Annotated in this window: 25 protein-coding genes; 18 read left to right on the plus strand and 7 right to left on the minus strand. The window is 67.9% G+C overall.

Features of this window, described 5'->3' with window-relative positions; genetic code table 11:
• Positions 1–38 precede the first annotated feature (38 nt).
• Both ACG04Q_RS12745 and ACG04Q_RS12750 read right to left on the minus strand, forming a co-directional pair.
• Positions 39–386: a hypothetical protein gene (locus ACG04Q_RS12745; protein WP_394511297.1), complete on the minus strand. Its 348-nt coding sequence runs from the start codon at positions 384–386 to the stop codon at positions 39–41.
• Between the two features lie 10 nt (positions 387–396).
• The gene (locus ACG04Q_RS12750; protein WP_394511298.1) at positions 397–1,257 is read right to left on the minus strand and encodes an AraC family transcriptional regulator; all 861 of its coding nucleotides are present in this window, start codon (positions 1,255–1,257) and stop codon (positions 397–399) included.
• A gap of 100 nt (positions 1,258–1,357) precedes the next feature.
• On the opposite strand from ACG04Q_RS12750, the gene ACG04Q_RS12755 reads away from it, so the two are divergent.
• The gene (locus tag ACG04Q_RS12755; protein WP_394511299.1) at positions 1,358–1,915 is read left to right on the plus strand and encodes a carboxymuconolactone decarboxylase family protein; all 558 of its coding nucleotides are present in this window, start codon (positions 1,358–1,360) and stop codon (positions 1,913–1,915) included.
• 82 nt (positions 1,916–1,997) lie between these two features.
• On the opposite strand, the gene ACG04Q_RS12760 is transcribed toward ACG04Q_RS12755, so the two are convergent.
• Both ACG04Q_RS12760 and ACG04Q_RS12765 read right to left on the minus strand, forming a co-directional pair.
• The gene (locus tag ACG04Q_RS12760; RefSeq protein WP_394511300.1) at positions 1,998–2,741 is read right to left on the minus strand and encodes a LuxR C-terminal-related transcriptional regulator; all 744 of its coding nucleotides are present in this window, start codon (positions 2,739–2,741) and stop codon (positions 1,998–2,000) included.
• A 90-nt stretch (positions 2,742–2,831) separates the two neighbouring features.
• Positions 2,832–3,815: an NADPH:quinone oxidoreductase family protein gene (locus tag ACG04Q_RS12765; protein WP_394511301.1), complete on the minus strand. Its 984-nt coding sequence runs from the start codon at positions 3,813–3,815 to the stop codon at positions 2,832–2,834.
• Between the two features lie 92 nt (positions 3,816–3,907).
• Between ACG04Q_RS12765 and surE the strand changes: the two genes are divergently transcribed.
• The 6 genes from surE to ACG04Q_RS12795 all read left to right on the plus strand — a co-directional run bounded on the left by surE (position 3,908) and on the right by ACG04Q_RS12795 (position 10,707).
• Complete coding sequence (gene surE, locus ACG04Q_RS12770; protein ID WP_394511302.1) at positions 3,908–4,651, plus strand: 5'/3'-nucleotidase SurE; 744 nt, start codon at positions 3,908–3,910, stop codon at positions 4,649–4,651.
• 4 nt (positions 4,652–4,655) lie between these two features.
• Positions 4,656–5,459: a protein-L-isoaspartate(D-aspartate) O-methyltransferase gene (locus tag ACG04Q_RS12775; protein WP_394511303.1), complete on the plus strand. Its 804-nt coding sequence runs from the start codon at positions 4,656–4,658 to the stop codon at positions 5,457–5,459.
• A gap of 58 nt (positions 5,460–5,517) precedes the next feature.
• Complete coding sequence (locus ACG04Q_RS12780) at positions 5,518–6,417, plus strand: peptidoglycan DD-metalloendopeptidase family protein (protein WP_394511304.1); 900 nt, start codon at positions 5,518–5,520, stop codon at positions 6,415–6,417.
• Between the two features lie 45 nt (positions 6,418–6,462).
• Positions 6,463–7,482 carry an RNA polymerase sigma factor RpoS gene (rpoS, locus tag ACG04Q_RS12785; protein ID WP_394511305.1) on the plus strand — a complete coding sequence of 340 codons (1,020 nt, stop codon included), beginning with the start codon at positions 6,463–6,465 and terminating at the stop codon, positions 7,480–7,482.
• Positions 7,483–7,658: 176 nt separating this feature from the next.
• A complete protein-coding gene (gene rlmD / locus ACG04Q_RS12790) occupies positions 7,659–9,011 on the plus strand; it encodes a 23S rRNA (uracil(1939)-C(5))-methyltransferase RlmD (RefSeq protein WP_394511306.1) in 1,353 nt (450 codons plus the stop codon).
• A gap of 175 nt (positions 9,012–9,186) precedes the next feature.
• On the plus strand, positions 9,187–10,707 hold the full coding sequence (locus ACG04Q_RS12795; RefSeq protein WP_394511307.1) for a glycoside hydrolase family 5 protein: 1,521 nt from the start codon (positions 9,187–9,189) through the stop codon (positions 10,705–10,707).
• Between the two features lie 68 nt (positions 10,708–10,775).
• Here ACG04Q_RS12795 and ACG04Q_RS12800 read toward each other — a convergent pair whose 3' ends face one another.
• Positions 10,776–11,468 (minus strand): Bax inhibitor-1/YccA family protein, encoded by a 693-nt coding sequence (locus ACG04Q_RS12800; protein ID WP_394511308.1) that lies wholly within the window; start codon positions 11,466–11,468, stop codon positions 10,776–10,778.
• Positions 11,469–11,559: 91 nt separating this feature from the next.
• On the opposite strand from ACG04Q_RS12800, the gene ACG04Q_RS12805 reads away from it, so the two are divergent.
• The 6 genes from ACG04Q_RS12805 to ACG04Q_RS12830 all read left to right on the plus strand — a co-directional run bounded on the left by ACG04Q_RS12805 (position 11,560) and on the right by ACG04Q_RS12830 (position 18,247).
• Positions 11,560–11,961, plus strand: a complete 402-nt coding sequence (locus ACG04Q_RS12805) for a GlcG/HbpS family heme-binding protein (RefSeq protein ID WP_394511309.1) — start codon at positions 11,560–11,562, stop codon at positions 11,959–11,961.
• 170 nt (positions 11,962–12,131) lie between these two features.
• A complete protein-coding gene (gene carA, locus ACG04Q_RS12810) occupies positions 12,132–13,292 on the plus strand; it encodes a glutamine-hydrolyzing carbamoyl-phosphate synthase small subunit (protein WP_394511310.1) in 1,161 nt (386 codons plus the stop codon).
• A gap of 10 nt (positions 13,293–13,302) precedes the next feature.
• The gene (gene leuE / locus ACG04Q_RS12815; protein ID WP_394511311.1) at positions 13,303–13,941 is read left to right on the plus strand and encodes a leucine efflux protein LeuE; all 639 of its coding nucleotides are present in this window, start codon (positions 13,303–13,305) and stop codon (positions 13,939–13,941) included.
• A 24-nt stretch (positions 13,942–13,965) separates the two neighbouring features.
• Complete coding sequence (gene carB, locus ACG04Q_RS12820; protein ID WP_394511312.1) at positions 13,966–17,241, plus strand: carbamoyl-phosphate synthase large subunit; 3,276 nt, start codon at positions 13,966–13,968, stop codon at positions 17,239–17,241.
• Positions 17,242–17,327: 86 nt separating this feature from the next.
• The gene (gene greA, locus ACG04Q_RS12825; RefSeq protein ID WP_394511313.1) at positions 17,328–17,804 is read left to right on the plus strand and encodes a transcription elongation factor GreA; all 477 of its coding nucleotides are present in this window, start codon (positions 17,328–17,330) and stop codon (positions 17,802–17,804) included.
• Positions 17,804–18,247 (plus strand): DUF4149 domain-containing protein, encoded by a 444-nt coding sequence (locus ACG04Q_RS12830; RefSeq protein ID WP_394511314.1) that lies wholly within the window; start codon positions 17,804–17,806, stop codon positions 18,245–18,247. Before greA ends, ACG04Q_RS12830 begins: the two co-directional genes overlap by 1 nt.
• On the opposite strand, the gene ACG04Q_RS12835 is transcribed toward ACG04Q_RS12830, so the two are convergent.
• Positions 18,225–18,698 (minus strand): YhbY family RNA-binding protein, encoded by a 474-nt coding sequence (locus ACG04Q_RS12835; RefSeq protein WP_394511315.1) that lies wholly within the window; start codon positions 18,696–18,698, stop codon positions 18,225–18,227. The genes ACG04Q_RS12830 and ACG04Q_RS12835 overlap by 23 nt on opposite strands.
• A gap of 20 nt (positions 18,699–18,718) precedes the next feature.
• Between ACG04Q_RS12835 and ACG04Q_RS12840 the strand changes: the two genes are divergently transcribed.
• From ACG04Q_RS12840 to glmM, 4 genes are all read left to right on the plus strand, one after another.
• On the plus strand, positions 18,719–19,393 hold the full coding sequence (locus tag ACG04Q_RS12840; RefSeq protein WP_394511316.1) for an RlmE family RNA methyltransferase: 675 nt from the start codon (positions 18,719–18,721) through the stop codon (positions 19,391–19,393).
• Between the two features lie 85 nt (positions 19,394–19,478).
• Entirely contained in the window at positions 19,479–21,380 is a 1,902-nt protein-coding gene (gene ftsH, locus ACG04Q_RS12845; RefSeq protein ID WP_394511317.1) for an ATP-dependent zinc metalloprotease FtsH, read from the plus strand.
• Between the two features lie 58 nt (positions 21,381–21,438).
• Entirely contained in the window at positions 21,439–22,281 is an 843-nt protein-coding gene (gene folP, locus ACG04Q_RS12850; RefSeq protein ID WP_394511318.1) for a dihydropteroate synthase, read from the plus strand.
• 13 nt (positions 22,282–22,294) lie between these two features.
• Positions 22,295–23,626: a phosphoglucosamine mutase gene (gene glmM, locus ACG04Q_RS12855; protein ID WP_394511319.1), complete on the plus strand. Its 1,332-nt coding sequence runs from the start codon at positions 22,295–22,297 to the stop codon at positions 23,624–23,626.
• Positions 23,627–23,690: 64 nt separating this feature from the next.
• On the opposite strand, the gene ACG04Q_RS12860 is transcribed toward glmM, so the two are convergent.
• Positions 23,691–24,170 (minus strand): fasciclin domain-containing protein, encoded by a 480-nt coding sequence (locus tag ACG04Q_RS12860; RefSeq protein WP_394511320.1) that lies wholly within the window; start codon positions 24,168–24,170, stop codon positions 23,691–23,693.
• A gap of 227 nt (positions 24,171–24,397) precedes the next feature.
• On the opposite strand from ACG04Q_RS12860, the gene pstS reads away from it, so the two are divergent.
• On the plus strand, positions 24,398–25,438 hold the full coding sequence (gene pstS, locus ACG04Q_RS12865; protein ID WP_394511321.1) for a phosphate ABC transporter substrate-binding protein PstS: 1,041 nt from the start codon (positions 24,398–24,400) through the stop codon (positions 25,436–25,438).
• The last annotated feature ends 90 nt before the right edge of the window (positions 25,439–25,528 follow it).

Raw genomic sequence — 25,528 nt, forward strand, 5'->3', positions numbered from 1 at the left:
AGCCAGGCGCGCGGCGGGAGGGCAGCGTTGGGAGGAGTTCAGCCCCGGGGTGGCGGGTCGGGCAGCGGCGGCACGACGCCCGTCCAGCGCTCGGCCGGCACCTGCGCCGCGCGCTGGGCCGGTGCGCTCGTCACGGTCAGCGCCAACGCCGGTGGCGGCGCGGCGGCCAGGCAGCAGGGGGCACACAGCTTGCATGCCTGGCTGTGGTGGGCGTCGGCCGTGTCATCCATGTCCTGGTGGTCGTGATGCGCGTGCTCCGCATGGGCCATCGCGGCCGGCGTTGGCTGCACCGGCCCGCACTCCAGCTGCGCGGCCGCCAGCACGCTGCGCAGCGGCAGCAGCACGAGCAGCAGGCAGAGGACGAGGAAGCGGCCGGGGCGACGCATGGCTGGCACTTTAACCGCCTTGCTGTCGCCACGCCCGCGCCGACAGCCCGCCGTGCCGTTGCGTGAACAGCCGGCTCAGCGCCGACGCGTTGGCGTAGCCCAGCTCGGCGGCCAGCGTCTTCAGCGACTTGCCCGCCCGCAGTTCGGCCCGGGCGATGGCCAGGCGCCAGTCGGCCACGTAGTCGGCGGGCGTCGTGCCGACGGCGTCGCGGAAGGCCTCGGCAAAACGGCTGCGCGACATGCCGGCCTCGGCGGCCAGCCGCTCCAGCGTCCAGGCCTCGCCGGGGCGGGCGTGCACGGCGGTCAGCGCGCGGGCCAGCCGCGCGTCGGCCAGGCCGTTCAGCAGGCCCACCGGCAGCGGGTTGTCGCGCTGGTCCAGCATCCAGCGCAGCAGTTGCAGCAGCAGCACCTCGAACAGCCGGTCCGCCAGCAGCCGCTGGCCGCAGCGCACGCGCTCGGCCTCGCCGAACAGCAGCGTCAGCGTCTCGTTGAGGCCGTCCACGCGGGCCAGCGGCAGCACCACCAGCGGCGGCAGCGCGCGCACCAGCGGGTGGGCGTCGCCCTGATCGAAGTCCAGCGTCGCGCAGACGAAGTCCGCACCCTCGGTGGGCGCGTTGTGGAAGTCGTGCGCCAGCGGGCGCGGGTAGAACACCAGGCTGGGTTCGCTCACCACCAGCTGCGCCACGAGCCCGCTGCCGGCCGCGTGGCGCACGGCCATCTCGCCGTTGCGCATCACGTGCAGGAAGCCCCGTCCGGGCTGCGCGTCGAAATGCGTCACGCCGCACAGCGGCCCGGCGTGGAACAGGCTGGCGCGCACGCGGAAGCGCTCCAGCAGCGGGCTGAGGCGGTCCAGCGGCGAGGCATCGGGCATTGGGATGAATCGGTATGTTGTGCGGACTGAATGATACCTATCGACCTGAGTCGGCGCGCACAGTGGAGGCCTTCCTCCACTGCAACCGAAAGGTGACTCCATGACCTCCCGCGTTCCCCTCGTCTCCGCCGCCGATGCCCCCGCCGCCAGCCGCCCGCTGCTGGATGCCGTGCACGGTGCCTTCGGTGCCACACCCGCGATGTTCCGCGCCGTTGCCAACTCGCCGGCCGCGCTGCAGGCGATGTGGGGCTTCTTCGGCGCTCTTTCGGATCAAGGCACCGGCAGCCTCCCGGCCAAGCTGGGCGAGCAGATCGCCGTCGCCGTGGCCGACCGCAATGCCTGCGAGTACTGCCTGGCCGCGCACACGGCGCTGGGCCGCAAGGCGGGCGCATCGGCCGCCGAGATGAGTGCCGCCCAGGCCGGCGAATCGGCCGACCCGGCGACGGCCGCCGCGCTGCGTTTTGCGCTGAAGCTGGTCGAGCAGCGCGGCCAGGTGGGCGATGCCGACGTCGCCGCGCTGCGTGCGGCGGGCTTCGGCGACGGCCAGATCGTCGAGATCCTGGCGCACGTGGCGCTGAACCTGTTCACGAACTACGTGAACGTCGCGTTCGCCGTGCCGGTGGATTTCCCCGGCGTGAAGCTGCGCTCGGCCGCTTGAGCGGGCAGCCGCTGGTCGACCCCGCCTCAAACAACAAGGCCCCGGACTCGCCGGGGCCTTGCAGCGGTTCATGCAGCGCTGGTTAGACCAGGCCTTGCTTTGACGCCAGCACCGCCGCTTCCGCGCGGCTGCTGACGTTGAGCTTCTTGTAGATGGACTTGATGTGGTCGTTGACGGTGAACCACTTGATGCCCATCAGGTTCGCGATCTCCTTGATCGTGAAGCCCTTGCTCAGGTAGGTCAGCACTTCGCTCTCGCGCGGCGTCAGGCGTTCCCACTCGGGCGGCGGGTCCAGCGCGACATTGCGGCTGTTGCTGAACGGCGCGTGCGACGACGACAGCGAACCGAAGCCGGAGTTCAGCGGCATGGTGCCGCTGTCGCCGGAGGACGACGGGCGGAAGTGCGACAGCAGCCGGCGTGCGATGGCCGGCGACAGCGGCGGCTGGCCGCGCACGATGCGCTGCAACTCTTCCACGAGTACCTCGAAGCGGTCTTCCTTCAGCAGGTAGCCGTCGGCGCCGCATTGCAGCGCGGGGAAGAGGTGGTCGTCGTCGGAGTACAGCGTCGTGACGATCTTGATGGCGGTCGAGCCGGACAACTCGGTCAGGAACTCCATGCCGTTGCCATCGGGCAGTTCCAGGTCGACGAGGATGAGCTTGAAGCCGTGGTCCGGCGCGTTGCCGAACTTGGCCACCTGGCGGCGCGCGTTCTCGAGATCGCCCACCTCGGTGATCTCCATCGCGTCGCTGAAGCTCTCGCGCACCACGCGGCACAGGAAGCTGCGGGCGACGGGGTTGTCTTCGATGATCAGGACTTTGACGGTCATGGGGGGACGGCGGCTGTCGTTTCGACCGGCCAATGTAGCGCAGGCCTCGTGCTGCGATCGACCGCGTCTGCGGGGGGGCTCGCCCCCGTTTCAGGCTTCACGATTGGTAAGAACTACCTTGCCGACGACTTCCCGGGCGGCCATGCGGGCAAATGCCGCAGGCAGCTCCGCCATGGGCAGCGCGCGGTCCAGCACGGGCTTGATCCTGCTGGTTGCATACCAGCCGGCCAGCTCAGCCAGCATCCTGGCATTGCGGCCCGGCTCGCGTTTGGCGAACTCGCCCCAGAACACACCCACCAGCGACGCGCCCTTGAGCAGTGCCAGGTTCAGCGGCAGCGCGGGGATGCTGCCTTGCGCGAAGCCGATGACGAGGTGGCGGCCGCGCCAGGCGATGGAGCGGAAGGCGGCCTCGGCCAGGTCGCCGCCGACCGGGTCGTAGATGACGTCGGGGCCCTTGCCGTCGGTGAGCGCCTTCAACTCGTCGCGCAGGTTCTGCGTCGCGTAGTTGATGGTGGCATCGGCGCCCAGCGCCTTGCAGGCGGCGCACTTGGCGTCGCTACCGGCCGCCGCGATGACGCGGGCGCCGGCGGCCTTGGCGATCTGGAGGGCCGCCGTGCCGACGCCGCCGGCCGCACCGAGGATGAGCACCGTCTCGCCGGCCTGTAGCGCGCCGCGGTCCATCAGTGCGTGGTGACTGGTGGCATAGGTGCAGATGAACGCCGCGGCATCCTCGAAGCTGAAGGCGTCCGGCAGCGGCATGGCCAGCGCGGCGGGGATGCACACCTCGGTGGCGAAGCCGCCCAGCCCGCCGAAGGCCGCGACGCGCTGGCCCACGGCGAAGCCCGTTGCGCCGTCGCCCACCTCGGTGACGACGCCCGAGAACTCCGTGCCCGGCACGAAGGGCAGGGGCGGTTTCATCTGGTACTTGTTCTGCACGATGAGCAGGTCAGGGAAGTTCAGGCTGGCGGCGCGGATGGCCACGCGGATCTGACCCGCGCCCAGCGGCGGTGCGGGCACATCGCGCCATTGCAGCGCCTCGACGCCCACCGGGTTCTCGCAGACCCATGCCTTCATTGCTGTCTCCTCGTGGAATGAAGCGGCCATGATAGGAATCAGCATGGTTACACCCGGTCTCGCAGGTGACGCGCTCCCTACAATCCGTTGCCATGCGCATCCTGATTTCCAACGACGACGGCTACCTCGCTCCCGGCTTGGCGGCCCTCGTGAAAGCCTGCGAAGGCCTGGGCGAGATCGACGTCATCGCCCCCGAGCAGAACGCCAGCGGCACGTCCAACTCGCTGACGCTGAACCGCCCGCTGAACGTCTACCGCGCCGCCAACGGCTTCCGCTACGTCAGCGGCACGCCGTCGGACGGCGTCCACCTCGCGTTGAGCGGCCTGCTGGGTTACCGGCCGGACCTGGTGCTCTCGGGCATCAACAACGGCGCCAACATGGGCGATGACACGCTGTACTCCGGTACCGTGGCCGCGGCCACCGAGGGCTATCTGTTCGGCATCCCGTCCATCGCGTTCTCGCAGGCCGAGAAGGGCTGGGGTGAACTGGAGGCCGCCGCCCGCACGGCGCGCAGCATCGTCGAGCAGGTCATCGCCGGTGGGCTGGGCCAGAGCTTCCTGCTGAACGTCAACATCCCCAACCGGGCCGATGCCGACACGCTGCCGCGCAAGATCACGCGGCTGGGGCGCCGCCACTCGGCCGAGGCCATCATCGAGCAGGTCAACCCGCGCGGCGAGACCATCTACTGGATCGGCCCGGCGGGCGAGGCCAAGGATGCCGACGAGGGCACGGACTTCCATGCCACCGCCAACGGCCAGGTGTCCATCACGCCGCTGCAGGTGGATCTGACCGAGCATTCGTCGCTGGGCGCCTGGGCGCGGCGCCTGGGCCTCTGATCCGATGTCAACGCCCAAGCGTTTCCCGGCCAGCCTGAAGTCGGCCACGGCGCCGCAGCGCGAGCTGCTGATGCCGCAGCGCCACCTTCAGCAGGCGACGCGGGACGCGGCCCGGCTGGCCCGCCCGAGCGGCACGGGGCTGGACGGTGGTGCCGTGCGCCAGCGCATGGTCGACCGGCTGCGCGCCGAGGGCAGGTTCGACGAGCGCGTGCTGGCCGCCATGGCCGCCGTACCGCGCCATGAGTTCGTCGACAGCGCGCTGGCCGCGCAGGCCTACGAGGACACGGCCCTGCCCATCGGACACGGGCAGACCATCTCCAAGCCCTCCGTCGTGGCCCACATGCTGGGCCTGTTGATGGCGGGCGCCGGGGCCCGGCAGCGCGGCTCGCTGGGCCGCGTGATGGAGATCGGCACGGGCTGCGGCTACCAGGCCGCAGTCATCGCGATGCTGGCGCGCCAGGTCACGTCCATCGAGCGCCTGCAAGGGCTGCACGACAAGGCCCGGGCCAACCTGCAGCGCCTCGTGCTGCCGCGCTCGCCGCGGCTCATCTGGGGCGACGGCCGCGTCGGCCATGCTGCCAGCGGGCCGTTCGACAGCATCATCGCGGCGGCCGGCGGCGAGGACATCCCGCCCGCCTGGACCGAGCAACTGGCGCCCGGCGGCCGCCTCATCGCGCCCACCGCGTCCAGCGGCCGCGGCCAGGTGCTGGTGGTGTTGGATCACGTCGTCGATGGCGGCGTCAGCCGCTGGCTGCGCAGCGAGCACGAGGCCGTGCTCTTCGTCCCCCTAAAATCCGGCGTCGTCTGACGGAGCCGCTGGCGCACCGCGCCACACAATCCGGGCGGCCCCCAACGTGCCTCACACGATGCCCTCACGCCTGCGTCCCCTTCTCGCCCTCACCACCTCGCTGCTGCTCAGCGCCTGCGGCACGTCGCTGCACCGAGCCCCGGTGGAGGACCGCAACCCCCAGCCTCCCAAGCCCGCAGCGGCCGCGCCTGCGCCTGCCGCATCCACCCCCGCCGCGCCCGAGGCCAAGCCGCTGCCGGGTGCGGAGAACGCCGGCAAGCCAGGCTACTACACCGTGAAGCCGGGTGATGCGCTGATCCGCATCGCGCTGGACAACGGCCAGAGCTGGCGCGACGTCGCCAAGTGGAACAGCCTGGAGAATCCCAACCGCATCGAGGTGGGCCAGGTGCTGCGCGTCGTGCCGCCCGGTGTTGATGCAAGCGCCGTGGCGGTGAAACCCGTCGTGACCGCCAAGGTCGAGGCGCGTCCGCTGGATGCCAAACCGCCGCAGACCTCGGCCAGTGCGGCCTCTGCCGTGGCGGCGGCGCCCAAGGAGCCTGCGAAGGACGCAGCGAAGGAGGCGCCGAAGGAGGCGGCCGCGTCGGATGACGACACGCTGGGCTGGGCGTGGCCGGTGTCCCATCCGGTCAGCGCTGGCTTCGACGAGCAGCGCAACAAGGGCCTGGACTTCGCCGGCAAGCCGGGCGACCCGGTGCTGGCGGTGGCCGATGGGCGTGTGGTTTACGCAGGTTCGGGCTTGCGCGGCTACGGCAACTTGGTCATCATCAAGCACAACAACACCTACCTGACGGCGTACGCCCACAACCGGGCGATGCTGGTCGAGCAGGATCAGGTGGTACGCAAGGGCCAGAGGATTGCCGAGATGGGTTCCACCGAAAGCGACACCGTCAAGCTGCACTTCGAAGTGCGCAAGCTCGGCAAGCCCGTCGATCCGGCCAAGCTGTTGCCGGCGCGCTGAGACGACGCGTTAGCGAATCAGGCACCTTGGGCCAGCGATCACGTCATGAAACGCGCTGCGCCCTCCCTGACGAACGGTCACAACGGCCATGACGGCGCGGCCCACGAGCCGGCCGTCATGCTCGCGATGAACGGCGGCGCCGACACCGAGCCCGCCGCCGATGCCCCGGACGAAGACGCCCAGGTGCTGCGCAACGGCAGTGGCCAGGATGTCGAGCTGGGGAATGCGCTGCAGGCCTATCTGCGCGACATCCGCCGCACGCCGCTGCTGACGCCGCAGCAGGAGTTCGATACCGCCGTGGCTGCCCGCGCGGGCGATTTCGACGCCCGCCAGGCCATGATCGAGCACAACCTGCGGCTCGTCGTCAGCATTGCCAAGAACTACCTGGGCCGCGGCCTGCCGATGAGCGACCTCATCGAGGAAGGCAACCTCGGCCTGATGCACGCCATCGGCAAGTTCGAGCCGGAGCGGGGCTTTCGCTTCTCGACCTACTCAAGCTGGTGGATTCGCCAGAGCATCGAGCGTGCGCTGATGCACCAGGCCCGCCTCGTGCGGTTGCCGGTGCACATCGTGCGCGAGCTCAACCAGGTGCTGAAGGCGCGCCGCGCGCTGGAGGCGCTGCAGAGCGCGCAGGGCGCGGAAGGCCGCGTGCGCGCCGAGGACGTGGCGCAGGCGCTGGGCCGGCCCGTCGACGAGGTGGCCGAACTGCTGGCCTATGCCGAGCTGCCCAGCTCGCTGGATTCGCCCGTGGACCGCAACGGCGAAGGCGGCGAGTCCATGCTCGATCTCGTCGCCGACGATCAGGCCATTGACCCGATGGGCCTGCGGCTGTCGCGCGAGGTGGAGGAGTTGCTGCAGCATGGCCTGGCCAGCCTGAACGATCGCGAGCGCGAAGTGCTGGCGGGGCGCTACGGCCTGTCGGACCGCGAGCCCGAGACGCTGGACGTGCTGGCCATCCGCCTGAAGCTGACGCGCGAGCGCATCCGCCAGATCCAGATCGAGGCGCTGGCCAAGCTCAAGCGCAACATGATGCGGCACGGGGTCGACCGGGACAGCATCTTTTGAGCCTCTCGCCCAGCCTTGCCCTGGCTGAGCGCCGGCAAGTCTGGTCGGTCCCCCCAGGAGGCGGCGATGCTCGCGGCATCGAGCCGCGAACACATCGCCAGACGGGCCGGTTTGGGAGCGGCCCGGCGCTCGGCCCGGAAAACTGAGGCCAACCAGCCTCCTCCGATAATCGGGGGATGACTCAAACGACAGATTGGCTCAAGGTCGAAAGCATCGAGCTTGAAGCGCAGGGCGTGGCGCACAACGCCGAAGGCAAGGTGGTGTTCATCGACGGCGCGTTGCCGGGCGAGATCGTGAAGGCGCAGATCTCGCGCCGCAAGAACAACTGGGAGCAGGGCCAGCTCACCGAGATCAGGAAGGAAAGCCCGCTGCGCGTGACGCCGGGCTGCCCGCACTTCGGCCTGCACGCCGGCGCCTGTGGCGGCTGCAAGATGCAGCACCTGCAGGCCGGCGCGCAGGTGGCCGTGAAGCAGCGCGTCGTGGAAGACCAGCTGTGGCACCTCGGCAAGGTCAAGCCCGAGGTGCTGTTGCGCCCCATCGAGGGCCCGACCTGGGGCTACCGCTACCGCGCGCGCTTCTCGGTGCGTTACGTGCAGAAGAAGGGTGTGGTGCTGATCGGCTTCCACGAGCGCAAGAGCCGCTACGTGGCCGACATGCAGGTCTGCAAGGTGGTGCCCCAGGTCGTCAGCGACCTGCTGATGCCGCTGCGCGAGCTCATTTCCCGCATGGCCGAGCGTGACCGGCTGCCGCAGATCGAGCTGGCGATGGGTGACGAGGTCATCGCCCTCGTGCTGCGCCATCTGAACCCGCTGCCGGCGGGCGACATCGCGCTGCTGCGTGCGTTTGCCGAGCAGCACGGCGTGCAGTGGTGGCTGCAGCCCAAGGGGCCGGACACCGTCAAGCTGCTGGACGAAGGCGGCCCGCAGCTGGCCTACCGGCTGCCCGAGTTCGGCGTGACGATGCCGTTCAAGCCGACCGACTTCACCCAGGTCAACCCGCACATCAACGCGGCGCTGGTGGGTCGCGCGCTGCGGTTGCTGGCGGTGCAGAAGGACGACCGCGTCATCGACTGGTTCTGCGGCCTCGGCAACTTCACGCTGCCGCTGGCCACGCAGGCGCGCGAGGTGCTGGGCATCGAAGGCAGCGAGACGCTGGTGCAGCGCTCGCGCGAGAACGCCGCGGCCAACGGGCTGGCGCACAAGACGAGTTTTGTCGCGCGCAATCTGTTCGACATGACGCCCGAGCTGCTGGCGCTGGACGGCACGGCGGACCGCTGGCTCATCGACCCGCCGCGGGAAGGCGCGTTTGCGCTGGCCAAGGCCGTGGCCGACATCGCCCAGGACCCGTCGCTCGCGCCCGGCTGGGTGGCGCCCAAGCGCATCGTCTACGTGAGCTGCAACCCGGCCACGCTGGCGCGCGACGCCGGGCTGCTGGTCAACGTGGCGGGCTACCGCTGCACGGCGGCCAGTGCGGTGAACATGTTCCCGCACACCGCCCACGTGGAGAGCATTGCGGTCTTCGACCGTTGACGTTTTAGTAAACATGCTGGCCTGACGCCTGCTCTTCGGGACAACCCGAGGAGGCGGACGTGTGGATGTACGGAAGAATCAATAAACAAACAAAGTTTGTTTAGTTCTTCCCGCCGAGTGCGAGCGCCATGCAAGCGCCGCACCGGCACCATTCCACGGAGACAAGAGGCTGGCCATGTTGCGAACCCATCTTCCGCGCCTGCTCGGCGCTGCCTGCCTGGCATTCGGCCTGGCGTCCACCGCGCTGGCACAGGGCGTGACCCTGCCGGCCCAGGCGCTCAAGCGCGGCGTGAACGTGCTGGGCTATGACCCGATCTGGAAGGAGCCCGCCAAGGCGCGCTTCCAGATGCGGCATCTGCAGGCCATCCGTGACGGCGGCTTCGACCATGTGCGGGTGAACCTGCATGCCTTCGAGCACATGGACGCCGCAGGCCAGTTGCCGGCGAGCTGGTTCAAGCAGCTCGACGAGGTGCTGGCTGCGTCGCTGAGCGCCGGCCTGCAGGTCATCATCGACCAGCACAACTTCATGGACTGCGCCAAGTCCATCGACACCTGCCGCAGCAAGCTCAAGGCCTTCTGGCGCCAGGTGGCGCCGCGCTACAAGGATGCGCCGGACGGCGTGCTCTTCGAGATCCTGAACGAGCCCAACGGCGCCGCCGATCCGCTCTGGAACGACATCCTGGCCGAGAACCTGCAGATCATCCGCGAGACGAATCCCAAGCGCCGGGTCGTCGTGGGCCCGAAGTTCTGGAACTCGATGGACCACCTCGACAGCCTCAAGCTGCCCGAGGCCGACCGCAACCTGGTGGTGACTTTCCACTACTACTCGCCGTTCCCGTTCACGCACCAGGGGGCGCACTGGGTGGAGGAGTTCAAGAACACCTCGGGCGTCACCTGGGGCACGGCCGTCGAGCGCGAGCAGATCGGCAAGGACTTCGACAAGGTCAAGGCCTGGGCGCAGAAGCACGGCCGGCCCATCCTGCTGGGCGAGTTCGGCGCGCTGGAGACCGGGGCGCTGGCGCAACGCGTGGCATGGACGTCGACGGTGGCCCGCGCGGCCGAGGCGCGCGGCTTCGGCTGGAGCTACTGGCAGTTCGACTCCGACTTCATCGTCTGGGACATGAAGGCGGACGGCTGGGTCAAGCCCATCCTGAACGCGCTGGTGCCGTCGCCCGGCGCCCCGGTGGCCGCGGCAGCGCCCGCCGCCGCTCGCAGCAGCGATCCGGCGCTGGACCACCTCATCAACGTCAACAAGGTCAGCGCCTGGTCGGTGTACGGTGACGGGCAGTCCACGCAGCAGGTGGCTTGCGAGGCCTCGGGCAAGACCTGCCTGCGCGTAGCCCTGCAGGGCAAGCGTGCCAACCCGTGGGACATCGGCGCCATGGCGCCCATCACCGGTGACATCCGCAAGGGCGACAAGCTGCAGGTGCTGCTGTGGGCGCGGCTGGACACGGACGACGCCAAGGCGCAGGCCACCGTGCCGGTGTCGCTGCAGCTCAGCACGGCGCCGTACACCGCCGTGGTGTCGGGCTCGGCGGTGCTGACGAACAAGCTGGAGCCGGTCGTGCTGACCGGCACGTCGCAGGTGGATCAGCCGGCCGGCAGCGTGGCGCTGTCGGTGCAGATCGGGCAGGTCGGCCAGCCCCTGTGGCTCAGCGCGCCGTTCGTGCTGCGCAACTTCGTGCCGGCCAAGTAGGCGCGGCGGCGATGAAAAAATGAAAAAGGCGGCCCGCGGGCCGCCTTGTCGTTGGTTGCGAGGGCGCGTCAGTCGCGGTCGCCGCCGAAGATGCCCAGCAGCGACAGCAGGCTCTGGAACACGTTGTAGATGTCCAGGTAGATGGCCAGCGTGGCGCTGATGTAGTTGGTCTCGCCGCCGTCGATGACGCGCTTGATGTCGTACAGCATGAAGGCCGAGAAGATGCCCAGCGACAGCACCAGCATCGTCAGCAGCAGGGCCGAGGATTGCAGGAAGATGTTGGCGATGCCGGCGATCATCAGGATGACGGCGCCGACCACCAGGAACTTGGCCCAAGACGACAGGTCGCGCTTGATGACGGTGGCGAGGCTGGCCATCGTGAAGAACACGGCCGCCGTGCCGCCGAAGGCAGTCATCACCAGCGACGTGCCGTTCTTGAAGCCCAGCACGTGGCCCACCAGGCGCGACAGCATCAGGCCCATGAAGAAAGTGAAGGCCAGCAGCGCGGCGACGCCAGCGGCGCTGTCCTTGGTCTTCTCGATGACGAACATCAGGCCGAATGCGCCGGCGAAGAAGATGATGGCGCTCATGCCGGCGCCCATGGTCCTGAACATGCCGGTGGACACGCCGATCCAGGCGCCCAGCACGGTCGGCACGAGGGACAGGGCCAGCAGCCAGTAGGTGTTGCGCAGCGCGCGCTGACGGTCGGCGGCCAGGCCCGGGGCGGCGTAGCCGTATTGGGTTTGCAGGCTTTCGTTCATGTGAATCCTCCGAGGGACGAATGGGAAACCGCAGGCATTCTAGGGCGGTGTCGACGGGCTACATTGGGGGCTGTCCCTCGGAAATCAAGCCATGAAACAGCAAGCCCAACTCGAACTCTCCGACGTCAAGCGCATCGCCGCCGCCGCCGAGGCCCATGCCCTGGAAAAGGGCTGGGCCGTGTCCATCGCCATCGTTGACGCCGGCGGCCACCTGCTCTGGCTGCAGCGGCTGGACGGCGCCTCGCCCAGCTCCGCCATGTTCGCGCCGGCCAAGGCGCATACGTCGGCGCTGGGGCGCCGCGAGTCCAAGGTCTACGAGGACATGATCAACGGCGGCCGGGTGTCCTTCCTCAGCGTGCCCGGCATGTACGGCACGCTGGAAGGCGGCGTGCCCATCCTCGTCGACGGCCAGGTCGTCGGCGCGGTGGGCGTCAGCGGCGTCAAGTCCAGCGAGGACGCCGAGATCGCCAAGGCCGGCATCGCGGCACTTTGAGGCGTCACGAACCGGTCACGAAGCCTCCGTACTAACCCGGGTCGGCTATACTCGATGGGTTTACCTGAACCCTACGCTGCCCGGCGCCAAAACCCCCTCGGTTTTCTACAAATTGACCCGTCTTTCGATGGGTTGATGCTGGGCACGCGATCCACTTGCGGAGACCCTTTGTGCTGACCGACCTGCTCCATCCCCCTCAAGCAATCCTGGCTCTGGCGGATGGGACGGTGTTCCGAGGCCAGTCCATCGGTGCGACCGGCCAGACGGTGGGTGAGGTGGTGTTCAACACCTCGCTGACGGGCTACCAGGAAATCCTGACCGACCCCAGCTACTGCCGCCAGATCGTCACGCTGACCTACCCGCACATCGGCAGCTATGGCGTGAGCCCGGAAGACGTCGAGTCGTCCAAGGTGTACGCCGCCGGCCTGGTGGTCAAAGACCTGCCCGTCCGCGCTTCCAACTTCCGCGCCAACCAGACGCTGGACGCGTACCTGCGTGAGCAGGGCACGGTGGCCATCGCGGGCCTGGACACGCGTCGCCTGACCCGCATCCTGCGCACGACCGGCGCCCAAAACGGCTGCATCCTGGCCCTGGCAACAGGCGAAGCGGTCACGCAGGCGCACATTGACGCCGCGGTGGCGGCAGCCAAGGCCGCGCCGTCGATGGCGGGCCTGGACCTGGCCAAGGTCGTCAGCCGCAGCGAGCGTGAGGTCTGGACCCAGAGCGAATGGAAGCTGGGCAGCGGCTACGGCGCGCAAACCGCGCCGAAGTTCCATGTCGTGGCCTACGACTTCGGCGTCAAGCACAACATCCTGCGCATGCTGGCCGAGCGCGGCTGCAAGGTCACCGTGGTGCCGGCTCAAACGCCGGCGGCCGACGTGCTCGCGCTGAACCCGGACGGCATCTTTCTGTCCAACGGCCCTGGCGACCCGGAGCCGTGCGACTACGCCATCCAGGCCACTGCCACCCTGATCGAGTCCGGCATTCCGGTGTTCGGCATCTGTCTGGGTCACCAGATCCTGGCGCTGGCCTCCGGCGCCAAGACCTTCAAGATGAAGTTCGGCCACCACGGCGCCAACCACCCGGTGAAGGACCTGGACAGCGGCCGCGTGGGCATCACCAGCCAGAACCACGGTTTCGCGGTGGACCCCGACACGCTGCCGGCCCACCTGCGCGCCACGCACATCAGCCTGTTTGACGGCACGCTGCAGGGCATCGCGCGCACCGACAAGCCGGCCTTCAGCTTCCAGGGTCACCCGGAAGCCAGCCCCGGCCCGCACGACATCGCCTACCTGTTCGACCGCTTCATCGGCCTGATGTCCAAGGCCTGAGGGCACGCAGATGTTCGGCATCACCGACCTCGGCACCTACCTCGCGGCGGCGATCTTCATCATCCTGCTGCCGGGGCCCAATTCGCTGTACGTGCTGTCCGTGGCTGCGCAGCGCGGCGTGCGCGCCGGCTACACGGCCGCGTGCGGCGTGTTCGTCGGCGACACGGTGCTGATGACGGCAGCGGCCGCCGGGGGCGCGTCGCTGCTGATGGCCAGCCCGCAAATCTTCTTCGTCGTGAAGATGGTCGGCGCGGCCTACCTGGCCTGGCTCGGCTTCCAGCTGCTGCGCGGTGGCGTGAAGAGCTGGCGTGGCGAGGCACCCACCGAGGCGCCGCGCGCCGTCGATGCCAGCCAGCCGTTCCGCAAGGCGCTGGTGGTGAGCCTGCTGAACCCCAAGGCCATCGCCTTCCTGTTGTCGTTCTTCATTCAGTTCGTCGATCCGGCCTACCCGCATCCCGCGCTGACCTTCCTGATCCTGGGTTCCATCATCCAGGTGCTGAGCTTTGTCTATCTCTCGACGCTGATCTTTGCCGGCGCCCGCCTTGCGGCGGCCTTCCGTGCGCGGCGTCGACTCTCGGGCGCCGCCAATGCCGGCGTCGGAGCCCTTTTCGTTGGATTCGGGGCCAAGCTGGCCACGGCCACCCTCTAAAAAGTTCCAAGAGCGCAGACCGCCATGCCGAAACGTACAGACCTCAAGAGCATCCTCATCATCGGCGCCGGCCCGATCATCATCGGCCAGGCCTGCGAGTTCGACTACTCCGGCGCCCAGGCCTGCAAGGCGCTGCGCGAGGAGGGCTACAAGGTCATCCTGGTGAACAGCAACCCGGCGACGATCATGACGGACCCGGACACGGCGGACGTCACCTACATCGAGCCCATCACCTGGCAGGTGGTCGAGAAGATCATCGCCAAGGAGCGCCCGGACGCAGTCCTGCCGACCATGGGCGGCCAGACCGCGCTGAACTGCGCGCTGGACCTGCACAAGCATGGCGTGCTGGCCAAGTACGGTGTCGAGATGATCGGCGCGAACGAGGTCGCCATCGAGAAGGCTGAGGACCGCCTGAAGTTCAAGGACGCGATGACCAAGATCGGTCTCGGTTCCGCCAAGTCGGGCATCGCGCACTCGCTGGAAGAGGCGTGGGCGGTGCAGAAACAGATCCACGCCGAGATCGGCGGCAGCGGCTTCCCGATGGTCATCCGTCCCAGCTTCACGCTGGGCGGCACGGGCGGCGGCATTGCCTACAACCCGGAAGAGTTCGAGACCATCTGCAAGCGCGGTCTGGACCTCTCGCCCACCAACGAACTGCTCATCGAAGAGAGCCTGATCGGCTGGAAGGAATACGAGATGGAAGTGGTCCGCGACAAGGCGGACAACTGCATCATCGTCTGCTCCATCGAGAACCTGGACCCGATGGGCATCCACACCGGTGACTCCATCACCGTGGCGCCCAGCCAGACGCTGTCCGACAAGGAATACCAGCTGCTGCGCAACGCCTCGCTGGCCGTGCTGCGCGAGATCGGCGTGGACACCGGCGGCTCCAACGTGCAGTTCTCCATCAACCCGAAGGACGGCCGCATGGTCGTCATCGAGATGAACCCGCGCGTGTCGCGTTCCTCCGCGCTGGCCTCCAAGGCCACGGGCTTCCCCATCGCCAAGGTCGCCGCCAAGCTGGCCGTCGGCTACACGCTGGACGAGCTGAAGAACGACATCACCGGCGGTGCCACGCCGGCGTCTTTCGAGCCGAGCATCGACTACGTCGTGACGAAGATCCCGCGCTTCGCCTTCGAGAAATTCCCGATGGCCGACTCGCGCCTGACGACGCAGATGAAGTCGGTGGGCGAGGTGATGGCCATGGGCCGCACCTTCCAGGAGTCGTTCCAGAAGGCGCTGCGCGGCCTGGAGACGGGCATCGACGGCCTGACCGAGCGCTCGACCGACCGTGAAGAGATCGTGCAAGAGATCGGCGAAGCCGGCCCCGAGCGCATCCTGTTCCTCGCCGACGCCTTCCGCGTGGGCATGTCGCTGGACGAAATCTACGAAGAAACCGCGGTGGACCCGTGGTTCCTGGCGCAGATCGAGCAGCTGGTGCAAATCGAAGGCGCGCTGAAGGGCCGCACGGTGGAGTCCCTCACCGAAGCCGAGCTGCGCCTGCTGAAGACCAAGGGCTTCTCGGACAAGCGCCTGGCCAAGCTGCTGGGCACGAACCAGCACGCGGTGCGTGAGCGCCGCCATGCGCTGGCCGTGCGCCCGGTCTACAAGCGCGTGGACACCTGCGCGGCCGAGTTCTCCACGCAGACGGCGTACATGTACTCCTCCTACGAAGGTGCGGACGCCGAGTGCGAGGCGCAGCCCACCGACAAGAAGAAGATCATGGTGCTGGGTGGGGGGCCGAACCGCATCGGCCAGGGCATCGAGTTCGACTACTGCTGCGTCCACGCGGCCCTCGCGATGCGCGAGGACGGGTACGAGACCATCATGGTCAACTGCAACCCGGAGACCGTGTCGACCGACTACGACACCTCCGACCGCCTGTACTTCGAGCCCGTGACGCTGGAAGACGTGCTGGAGATCGTCGACAAGGAAAAGCCGGTCGGCGTCATCGTGCAGTACGGCGGCCAGACGCCGCTGAAGCTGGCGCTGGACCTGGAGCGCGCTGGTGTGCCCATCATCGGCACGACGCCCGATTCCATCGACATCGCCGAAGACCGTGAGCGCTTCCAAAAGCTGCTGCACGAGCTGGGCCTGAAGCAGCCGCCCAACCGCACCGCCCGGACCGAAGAGCAGGCCGTGACGCTGGCCAACGAGATCGGCTACCCGCTGGTCGTGCGCCCCAGCTATGTGCTGGGCGGCCGCGCGATGGAAATCGTGCACGGCGACAAGGACCTGGAGCGCTACATGCGCGAAGCGGTGCGCGTCTCCGAGAAGTCGCCGGTGCTGCTGGACCACTTCCTGCAGGATGCCGTCGAGGTGGACGTGGACTGCATCTCCGACGGCGTCGACACCATGATTGGCGGCATCATGGAGCACATCGAAGCGGCCGGCATCCACTCCGGCGACTCGGCCTGCTCGCTGCCCCCGTACACGCTGGCGGCTGACGTGCAGGGCGAGCTGCGCCGCCAGACGGCCGCCATGGCCAAGGCGCTGAAGGTGGTGGGCTTGATGAACGTGCAGTTCGCCATCCAGGGCGACGTGACGAAGGGCCTGTCGGCCTGCACGATTTACGTGCTGGAAGTGAACCCGCGCGCCTCGCGCACGGTGCCGTATGTGTCCAAGGCCACCGGCCAGCAGCTCGCCAAGATTGCCGCCCGTTGCATGGCCGGCCAGAAGCTGGCCGACCAGCGCGACCGCAAGGGCCGTGTGCCGCAAGAGGTGGTGCCGCCGTACTACAGCGTCAAGGAAGCCGTTTTCCCGTTCAACAAGTTCCCGGGCGTGGACCCCATCCTCAGCCCCGAGATGCGCTCGACCGGCGAGGTGATGGGCGCTGCCAAGACCTTCGGCGAAGCCATGCTGAAGAGCCAGATCGGCGCCGGTTCGCGCCTGCCGCGCTCGGGCAATGTGCTGATCACCGTGAAGAACAGCGACAAGGCCCGTGCGGTTGCCATCGCCAAGGATCTGCATGCGCTGGGCTTCGGCATCGTGGCGACCAAGGGCACGGCCGCGGCCATTTCGGAAGCCGGCGTGCCCGTCAAGCTGATCAACAAGATCAAGGACGGCCGCCCGCACATCGTCGATGCGCTCAAGGGTGGTGACATCCAGCTCGTCTTCACGACCGTGGACGAAACCCGCACGGCCATTGCCGACAGCCGCTACATCCGCCAGGCTGCCCTGGCCAACCGCGTCACCTACTACACGACGATGGCCGGCTGCGAGGCCGCCGTGGAAGGCATGAAGCACCAGGACGGCCTGCTCGTGCAATCCCTGCAAGAGCTGCACGCCGAACTCGCCTAAACTTCGCAACCACTGATTCCGCCGCCGCCGTCCGGGCTCCCCGGATCGCAGCGGCGGTCTCTTTTTTGCCTGACCCCGATAGAGCTATGAGCACCATTCCCCTGACCAAGCGCGGCGCCGAGGCGCTGAAGGAAGAGCTGCACCGCCTGAAGACGGTGGAGCGTCCGGCCGTCATCCTGGCCATCGCCGAAGCGCGCGCCCAGGGCGACCTGAGCGAGAACGCCGAGTACGACGCGGCCAAGGACAAGCAGGGCTTCATCGAAGGCCGCATCCTGGAAGTCGAGGGCAAGCTGTCGGTGGCGCAGATCATCGATCCGTCGACGCTGGATGCCGGCGGCCGCGTGGTGTTCGGCGCCACCGTGGACCTGGAAGACGAGGACAGCGGCAATGCCGTGACCTACCAGATCACCGGCGACGACGAGGCCGACATCAAGCTGGGCCGTATCTCCATCAGCTCGCCCATCGCGCGCGCGCTGATCGGCAAGGAAGCCGGCGACACGGCCGAGGTGCAGGCCCCGGGCGGCGTGCGCCGCTACGAGATCATCGAAGTCCGTTACGTCTGATGTTGCACCGGCTCCAAAGCCTGCTGGCCGCTCTCTGGGGCGGCCTTTTGCTGTGTGTCGCCTTCATCGCGACACCGAGCGCGTTCGCCGTGTTGGAGCGGGCGCAGGCGGGCGCCTACGTGGCGCGCGTGTTTGCCATCGAGGCGCAGGCCAGCCTTGTGCTGGGCTTGGTGTTGATGATGATCGAGCGACGCATCGCGCGTGATGCGGCAGAGGCGGGCCAAGCCGGCAGCCAGTTCTCGGCCCGCTTGCTGTTGCCTGCCGCTGCGCTGTTCTGCACGATCGCCGGCTACTACGGTCTGCAGCCGCTGATGGCGGATGCTAGAGCCGGCGCAGGCGTGGCGTCGTTCGGCGCGCTGCACGGCGCGTCGCTGGCGTTCTTCGGCATCAAGGGCCTTGCCGTGCTGGCCCTGGCCTGGATCAGTCAGCGACGTTCTTCTTGACGCTGGTCTGGCGTCGCTTGGCGCGCTTGAGTTCACCGCCCTGGGCGACGCGTTGATTGCCCAGCACGTTCAGCTTGGTGACCTGCGGTCGGCCATTGCCGCTCTTGGAGAACTTGACGATCTTGACGACGCGCGGGCCAGGCTTGGCGTCCGTGCGCTCGGCGACCACCTTCTCGGGGACGGGCCGCCACAGCACCAGCAGCTTGCCGATGTGCTGGATGGGTGCGGCGTTCAGCTCGTCGCAGAGCTGCACGAACATCGCCTCGCGGGCGGCGCGGTCGTCGCCCAGCACCCGCACCTTGATCAGGCCGTGGGCCTTCAGCGCGGCGTCGGTTTCCTTCACGACGGCAGGGGTGAGGCCGTCGCCGCCAATCATCACGACGGGGTCGAGATGGTGGGCGTCGGCGCGCTTGTCCTTGCGCTGGGCGGGGGTGAGATTGATTTGAGGCATCACCGTATTATCCCGTAGGCATGAAAACGCAGACAAAAAGCAAGAAGGTCAACAAGGCGTGGTTGAACAACCATGTGTCCGACCCCTATGTGCAGCAGGCGCAGAAGGACGGCTACCGCTCCCGTGCCGCCTACAAGCTCAAGGAAATCGACGAGGAGCTGAAGCTGATCCGCCCGGGCCAGGTCGTCGTGGACCTGGGTGCCACGCCGGGCGCGTGGAGCCAGTACCTGCGGCGCAAGTTCGCGCCCAAGGAAGCCGGGCAGGGCGGTGCTGCGGTGGGGCAGCTCAACGGCACCATCATCGCGCTGGACCTGCTGGATTTCGAGCCCATCGAGGGCGTGCAGTTCATCCAGGGTGATTTCCAGGAAGACGCGGTGTTGGCGCAGCTCGAGGAGGCGCTGGCCGGCCGGCCCGTGGACGTCGTGGTGTCGGACATGGCGCCCAATCTGTCCGGCATCGCCGTGACCGATGCCGCGCGCATCTCGCTGCTAATCGAGCTGGCGGTCGATTTCGCCGGCAAGCACCTGAAGCCCGAAGGGGCTCTGGTGGCCAAGGTCTTCCACGGCAGCGGCTACAACGAGCTCGTGCAGCTGTTCCGAGCCCACTTCAAGACGGTCAAGGTCGTGAAGCCCAAGGCCTCGCGGGAACGCTCTTCCGAGACATTCTTGGTCGGCATCGGATTGAAAAACCGGTGATTACAGGGGTTGCCCCCTTGCCGCCCCTAAAATCGCCCCCACTGTCCTGAAACCCGCGCTGGGCCATCAGGGCCAAGGAGTCGCAGTGAACAATCAATGGTTTTCTAAGTTCGCCGTCTGGATCGTGATCGCGCTGGTGCTGTTCACGGTCGTCAAGCAGTTCGGCGGCACGACGGCGCCTGGCAAGCAGGTGACGTATTCCGAGTTCCTGGATCTCGTCCAGGCACGTCGGATCAAGTCCGTCACGCTGCCTGACGGCATCACCGGCGACATCGTCGCGGAGGACACCGAAGGCAACAAGCTGCGCACTCTTGCCACCTACCAGGACCGCGGTCTGGTGGGTGACCTGCGCAACAACGGCGTCAAGTTCGACATCAAGCCCCGTGAGGAGCAGAGCTTCCTGGTCAGCATGCTGATCAACTGGACGCCCATGCTGCTGCTGATCGGCGTGTGGGTCTACTTCATGCGACAGATGCAGGGCGGCGGCAAGGGCGGCGCGTTCAGCTTCGGCAAGTCCAAGGCACGCATGCTGGACGAGAACAACAACACCATCACCTTCGCCGACGTCGCCGGTTGCGACGAGGCCAAGGAAGAGGTGAAGGAACTCGTCGACTTCCTGAAGGATCCGCAGAAGTTCCAGAAGCTCGGCGGCCGCATCCCCCGTGGCGTGCTGATGGTCGGCCCCCCGGGTACCGGCAAGACGCTGCTGGCCAAGTCCATCGCCGGCGAGGCCAAGGTGCCGTTCTTCACGATCTCGGGCTCCGACTTCGTCGAGATGTTCGTCGGCGTGGGCGCCGCCCGCGTGCGCGACATGTTCGAGCAGGCCAAGAAGAGCGCGCCCTGCATCATCTTCATCGACGAAATCGACGCCGTCGGCCGTCACCGTGGCGCCGGCCTGGGCGGCGGTAACGACGAGCGCGAGCAGACGCTCAACCAGATGCTGGTCGAGATGGACGGCTTCGACACCAACCTCGGCGTCATCGTCATCGCGGCCACCAACCGCCCGGACATTCTTGACCCCGCCCTGCTGCGCCCGGGCCGTTTCGACCGCCAGGTCTACGTCACGCTGCCGGACATCCGCGGCCGTGAGCAGATCCTGAACGTGCACATGCGCAAGGTGCCCATCGGTCAGGACGTCAACGCGTCCATCCTGGCCCGCGGCACGCCTGGCATGAGCGGTGCGGACCTCGCCAACCTCGTCAACGAGGCCGCGCTGTTCGCCGCCCGCCGCAACGGCCGCCTCGTGGAAATGATCGACTTCGAGCGCGCCAAAGACAAGCTCTACATGGGCCCCGAGCGCAAGAGCATGGTCATGACCGAGGACGAGAAGCGCGCTACGGCCTATCACGAGTCCGGGCACGCCGTCGTCGCCGAGCTGTTGCCCGGCACCGATCCGGTCCACAAGGTCACCATCATGCCGCGCGGCCGCGCGCTGGGCGTGACCTGGCAGCTGCCTGAGCGTGACCAGCACAGCCTGTACTTCAAGCAGATGCTCAACAGCATCAGCATCATGTTCGGTGGCCGCATCGCCGAGGACCTGTTCGTCCACGACATCTCCACCGGCGCCTCCAACGACTACGAGCGAGCCACCCGCATGGCCCGCGACATGGTCACGCGTTACGGCATGAGCGAGGCGCTCGGCCCGATGGTCTACGCCGAGAACGAGGGCGAAGTCTTCCTCGGCCGCAGCATGACCAAGACGGCCAACATCAGCGAGAGCACGCAGCAAAAGGTCGACAGCGAGATCCGCCGCATCCTCGACGAGCAGTACGCCGTCGCGCAGAAGATCCTCGAGGACAACCGAGACAAGGTCGAGGTGATGACCGAGGCGCTGATGAAGTGGGAAACCATCGACCGCGACCAGATCCTGGACATCATGGCCGGCCGCCCGCCGCGCGAGCCGGGCGGTGGTTCGCCGCTGGCCAGCAACGGCCCGAGCGGCGGTACGCCGCCGGTCAGCACTGACGGCGCCCCGGCCGCGGCCTGATCCTCCCGACGTGACGGGCCCGGTTCGCACCGGGCCTTTTTCATTGCCGACCACGCACATGCATTGGCAGACCCGCCGTTTCCGCATTGACCTGACTCGCCCCCGGGTCATGGGCATCGTCAACGTGACGCCCGATTCCTTCTCCGACGGTGGCCGGCATGACGACAGCCGCGCGGCCATCGCGCATTGCGAGCGGCTTGTCGCCGAAGGGGCCGACATCCTCGACCTCGGTGGCGAGTCCACGCGGCCCGGCGCGCCCAGGGTCGATGCCGACAGCGAGTGGGCGCGCATCGCGCCGGTGCTGGCGGCGGCCGTCACGCTGGGGGTGCCGGTCTCCGTCGACACCTACAAGCCGGAGGTCATGCGCCGCGCGCTGGACGCGAGTGCCGACATCGTCAATGACGTGCAGGCGCTGCAGTTGCCCGGCGCGCTGGCGGCGGTTGCCGGCAGCGGTGCGGGCGTGTGCCTGATGCACATGCGCGGTGAGCCGGCGTCGATGATGGAACTGGCGGTCTATGGTGACGTCGTGGCCGAGGTGGGTGCGTTTCTCGTGCAGCGTGCCAGGGCTGCGCAGGAGGCCGGCATTCCGGCCGACGCCATTGCGCTGGACCCGGGCTACGGTTTTGCCAAGTCCGCCGAGCACAACCTGAGCCTGCTGGCTGGCCAGCAGCGCCTGGCCGAGTTGGGCTACCCGCTGCTGGTGGGCTGGTCGCGCAAGCGCACGCTGGGCGACATCACCGGCAGGCCGGTCGATCAGCGCCTGCCGGCCAGCCTCGCGGCCGCGCTGAGGGCCGTCGCCGCGGGCGCCCGTGTTGTGCGTGTGCACGATGTCGCCGCCACGGTTGACGCCGTCAAGGTGTGGGCCGCCGTCGATGCGGCGAAAATCCCAGACATTGCATAAAAGGAAGAGCTCGATGAGCCGCAAGTATTTCGGGACCGACGGCATTCGTGGCACGGTCGGCCAAGCCCCCATCACGCCGGACTTCATGCTTCGCCTGGGCCACGCCGTCGGCCGCGTGCTGCGCAAGGCGGGCAATCGCCCGACGGTGCTGATCGGCAAGGACACGCGCATTTCCGGCTACATGCTGGAGTCGGCGCTGGAGGCCGGCTTCGCCTCCGCCGGCGTCAATGTGCTGCTGACCGGCCCGCTGCCCACGCCTGGCGTGGCCTACCTGACGCGCGCGCTGCGGCTGGACCTGGGTGTCGTCATCAGCGCATCGCACAACCCATTCCAGGACAACGGCATCAAGTTCTTCTCCGCCAGGGGCGAGAAGCTGCCCGACGCCTGGGAGCTGGCCGTCGAGGCAGCGCTGGATGAGGCGCCGCAGTGGGTGGACTCCGCCAGCCTGGGCCGCGCCAAGCGCCTGGAAGACGCGCGTGGCCGCTACATCGAGTTCTGCAAGAACAGCTTCGGCTCCGACCTGACGCTCAAGGGGCTGAAGATCGTCGTCGACGCGGCCCACGGCGCGGCCTATCACGTCGCGCCGGACGTCTTCCACGAGCTGGGCGCCGAGGTCGTCTCCATTGGCTGCAAGCCCGACGGCTTCAACATCAATGCCGGCTTCGGCGCGACGTCGCCGGGCGCGCTGGTGGAGGCCGTCAAGGCGCACGGTGCCGACTACGGGGTGGCGCTGGACGGCGATGCCGACCGCCTGCAACTGGTGGATGGCAGCGGTCGCCTCTACAACGGCGACGAGCTGCTCTACGCGATGGTGTCGGACCGACTGGCCCAGGGCCAGCGCGTGCCTGGCGCAGTCGGCACGCTGATGACCAACATGGCAGTCGAGCTGGCGCTGCGTTCGCGTGACGTCGAGTTCGTGCGTGCCAAGGTCGGTGACCGCTACGTGCTGGAGGAACTGGCCGCGCGCGGCTGGCAGCTGGGCGGCGAGGGCTCGGGGCACCTGCTGGCGCTGGACAAGCACACCACCGGTGACGGCATCGTCAGCGCGCTGCTGGTGCTGCAGTCCGTCTGCCGCAGTGGCCGCAGCCTGGCGGAGCAGTTGCAGGGCGTGGACCTGTTCCCGCAGACCCTGCTCAATGTGCGGCTGCAGCCGGGCCAGGACTGGAAGAGCAGCACGCGGCTGGCGGAGGAGCAGTCCGCCGTCACGGCCGAGCTGGGTAACAAGGGCCGCATCCTGATCCGCGCCTCGGGCACCGAGCCGCTGCTTCGCATCATGGTCGAGGCGTCCGATGCCGGCGTGTCGCAGCGCTGCGCGCAGCGGCTGGTGGACGCCGTGTCTGCTTGAGCGCATGGCGCCACGACAAAAAAGGCCGCCTTCGAGGCGGCCTTTTGCGTTGTCGGGCGAGGCCTTACTTCTTCGCCGGGATCAGCACGCGGTCGACGACGTGCGCGACGCCGTTCGTCGCGACGATATCGGCCTGCTGGACGACAGCCTCGTCCACGGTCACGAAGCTGCCGGCCTTGGCCAACGCCAGGTTGCTGCCCTGTCGGCTTTTGGCGGTGCCTGCCTTGACGTCGGCGGCGGCGACACGGCCGTCGATGACATGGTTGCTCAGCACGGCCTTGAGCTGGGCGCGGTCGGCGGCCAGGGCTTCCATCGTCTTGGCGGGAACGGCCTTGAAGGCCTCGTCGCTGGGCACGAAGACGGTCATCGGGCCGGCCGCGCGCAGTTCCTCGGTCAGGCCGGACTGGGCAGCCAGACGGTTGAACGTGCTGAGTTGCGGATCGCGCGCCAGCGTGTCGGCCAGCGGCGCCGGGGCAGGGGTGGTGGCGCAGGCGGACAGCAGGGCCGCGGCGGCCAGGGCGATCAGGGTCGTGGTTCGGGTCATCGGAAGCTCCGTCGGAGGCAGAAATGGGCCGAGCGGCACTCTAGGAGTCCAATATGACCGTCACATGAATCTCAAATGACAGTGTCACAAAGGGCTGCCCTGGGCTTCACATGAGCATCGCGTCACGCTCCAATGCCCAAATGGATGACAGGACGGTCACCGAATCGTCACATTCCGTCCCTAGGATGCAGGGCATCGTCAAAACCGCTGTGCGGAAGGTGTCTCAGATGAAGTTTGTCCAGGTCAGCAAGTCGCTCGCGCTCGTCGTGGGCTTGGTCGGCACCCAAGCGGTCCTCGCCCAGGACGTGACCGGCGCCGGCGCCACCTTCCCTGCGCCCATCTACGCCAAGTGGGCCGACGCTTACAACAAGGCCACCGGTGCCCGCATCAACTACCAGTCCGTCGGCTCCGGTGCCGGCATCCGCCAGATCAAGGCCAAGACGGTGGATTTCGGCGCCTCCGACATGCCGCTGAAGGATGAAGAGCTGGCCAAGGACGGCCTGGTGCAGTTCCCCACCGTCATCGGTGGCGTGGTGCCGGTCGTCAACATCAAGGGCATCGCCCCGGGCCAGATCAAGCTGACGGGCACGGTGCTGGCCGACATCTATCTGGGCAAGATCGCGAAGTGGAACGACGCGGCCATCACCGCGCTGAACCCCGGCGTGGCGCTGCCCGACGCGGCCATTGCCCCGGTCGCTCGTGCCGACGGCTCCGGCACCACCTTCATCTTCACGAACTACCTGTCCAAGGTCAGCGAAGCCTGGAAGACCCAGGTCGGCGAAGGTACGACGGTCAAGTGGCTGGCCGGCACGGCCGGCAAGGGCAACGAAGGCGTTGCTGCCTTCGTGCAGCGTCTGCCCAACTCCATCGGCTACGTCGAGTACGCCTATGTGAAGCAGAACAAGATGACCTACGTCCAGCTGAAGAACAAGGACGGCCAGTGGGTCAACCCGAGCGATGACGCGTTCAAGGCCGCCGCCGCCGGTGCCGACTGGAACAAGACCTTCTACCAGATCACGACCGATCAGCCCGGCAAGGCTGCCTGGCCGCTGACCAACCCGACGTACATCCTGATGTTCAAGTCGCAGGACAAGCCCGCGCAGGCCAGCGCCGCGCTGAAGTTCTTCGACTGGGCCTATGGCAACGGCGACAAGATGGCTGACGACCTCGACTACGTGCCGCTGCCCGCCAACGTGAAGGATCTGGTGCGCAAGCAATGGACCGAGCAGATCAAGGACAGCGCCGGCAAGCCCGTCGCCTTCAAGTGATCCCGAGGCGCTGAGCCAGGCCCGGCGCGTGCCGGGCTTTGGCGTGTCCACAGCGCCCGTTTTTGTCTGACCCCACCCGCAGGAGGTTCC

The organism is Pelomonas lactea (assembly GCF_043555885.1).
GTDB classification, from domain to species: Bacteria; Pseudomonadota; Gammaproteobacteria; order Burkholderiales; family Burkholderiaceae_C; genus Pelomonas; species Pelomonas lactea.

Coding starts and splice junctions, on each gene's coding strand:
- ACG04Q_RS12830 (WP_394511314.1), top strand. CDS start 17,804: ATGTTGCACCGGCTCCAAAGCCTGCTGGCCGCTCTCTGGGGCGGCCTT.
- carB (WP_394511312.1), top strand. CDS start 13,966: ATGCCGAAACGTACAGACCTCAAGAGCATCCTCATCATCGGCGCCGGC.
- ACG04Q_RS12835 (WP_394511315.1), bottom strand. CDS start 18,698: ATGCCTCAAATCAATCTCACCCCCGCCCAGCGCAAGGACAAGCGCGCC.
- ACG04Q_RS12795 (WP_394511307.1), top strand. CDS start 9,187: ATGTTGCGAACCCATCTTCCGCGCCTGCTCGGCGCTGCCTGCCTGGCA.
- ACG04Q_RS12750 (WP_394511298.1), bottom strand. CDS start 1,257: ATGCCCGATGCCTCGCCGCTGGACCGCCTCAGCCCGCTGCTGGAGCGC.
- ACG04Q_RS12760 (WP_394511300.1), bottom strand. CDS start 2,741: ATGACCGTCAAAGTCCTGATCATCGAAGACAACCCCGTCGCCCGCAGC.
- ACG04Q_RS12775 (WP_394511303.1), top strand. CDS start 4,656: ATGTCAACGCCCAAGCGTTTCCCGGCCAGCCTGAAGTCGGCCACGGCG.
- ACG04Q_RS12780 (WP_394511304.1), top strand. CDS start 5,518: ATGCCCTCACGCCTGCGTCCCCTTCTCGCCCTCACCACCTCGCTGCTG.
- ACG04Q_RS12800 (WP_394511308.1), bottom strand. CDS start 11,468: ATGAACGAAAGCCTGCAAACCCAATACGGCTACGCCGCCCCGGGCCTG.
- ACG04Q_RS12745 (WP_394511297.1), bottom strand. CDS start 386: ATGCGTCGCCCCGGCCGCTTCCTCGTCCTCTGCCTGCTGCTCGTGCTG.
- ACG04Q_RS12860 (WP_394511320.1), bottom strand. CDS start 24,170: ATGACCCGAACCACGACCCTGATCGCCCTGGCCGCCGCGGCCCTGCTG.
- surE (WP_394511302.1), top strand. CDS start 3,908: ATGCGCATCCTGATTTCCAACGACGACGGCTACCTCGCTCCCGGCTTG.
- pstS (WP_394511321.1), top strand. CDS start 24,398: ATGAAGTTTGTCCAGGTCAGCAAGTCGCTCGCGCTCGTCGTGGGCTTG.
- rpoS (WP_394511305.1), top strand. CDS start 6,463: ATGAAACGCGCTGCGCCCTCCCTGACGAACGGTCACAACGGCCATGAC.
- ACG04Q_RS12765 (WP_394511301.1), bottom strand. CDS start 3,815: ATGAAGGCATGGGTCTGCGAGAACCCGGTGGGCGTCGAGGCGCTGCAA.
- ACG04Q_RS12840 (WP_394511316.1), top strand. CDS start 18,719: ATGAAAACGCAGACAAAAAGCAAGAAGGTCAACAAGGCGTGGTTGAAC.
- ACG04Q_RS12805 (WP_394511309.1), top strand. CDS start 11,560: ATGAAACAGCAAGCCCAACTCGAACTCTCCGACGTCAAGCGCATCGCC.
- rlmD (WP_394511306.1), top strand. CDS start 7,659: ATGACTCAAACGACAGATTGGCTCAAGGTCGAAAGCATCGAGCTTGAA.
- ACG04Q_RS12755 (WP_394511299.1), top strand. CDS start 1,358: ATGACCTCCCGCGTTCCCCTCGTCTCCGCCGCCGATGCCCCCGCCGCC.
- glmM (WP_394511319.1), top strand. CDS start 22,295: ATGAGCCGCAAGTATTTCGGGACCGACGGCATTCGTGGCACGGTCGGC.
- leuE (WP_394511311.1), top strand. CDS start 13,303: ATGTTCGGCATCACCGACCTCGGCACCTACCTCGCGGCGGCGATCTTC.
- greA (WP_394511313.1), top strand. CDS start 17,328: ATGAGCACCATTCCCCTGACCAAGCGCGGCGCCGAGGCGCTGAAGGAA.
- folP (WP_394511318.1), top strand. CDS start 21,439: ATGCATTGGCAGACCCGCCGTTTCCGCATTGACCTGACTCGCCCCCGG.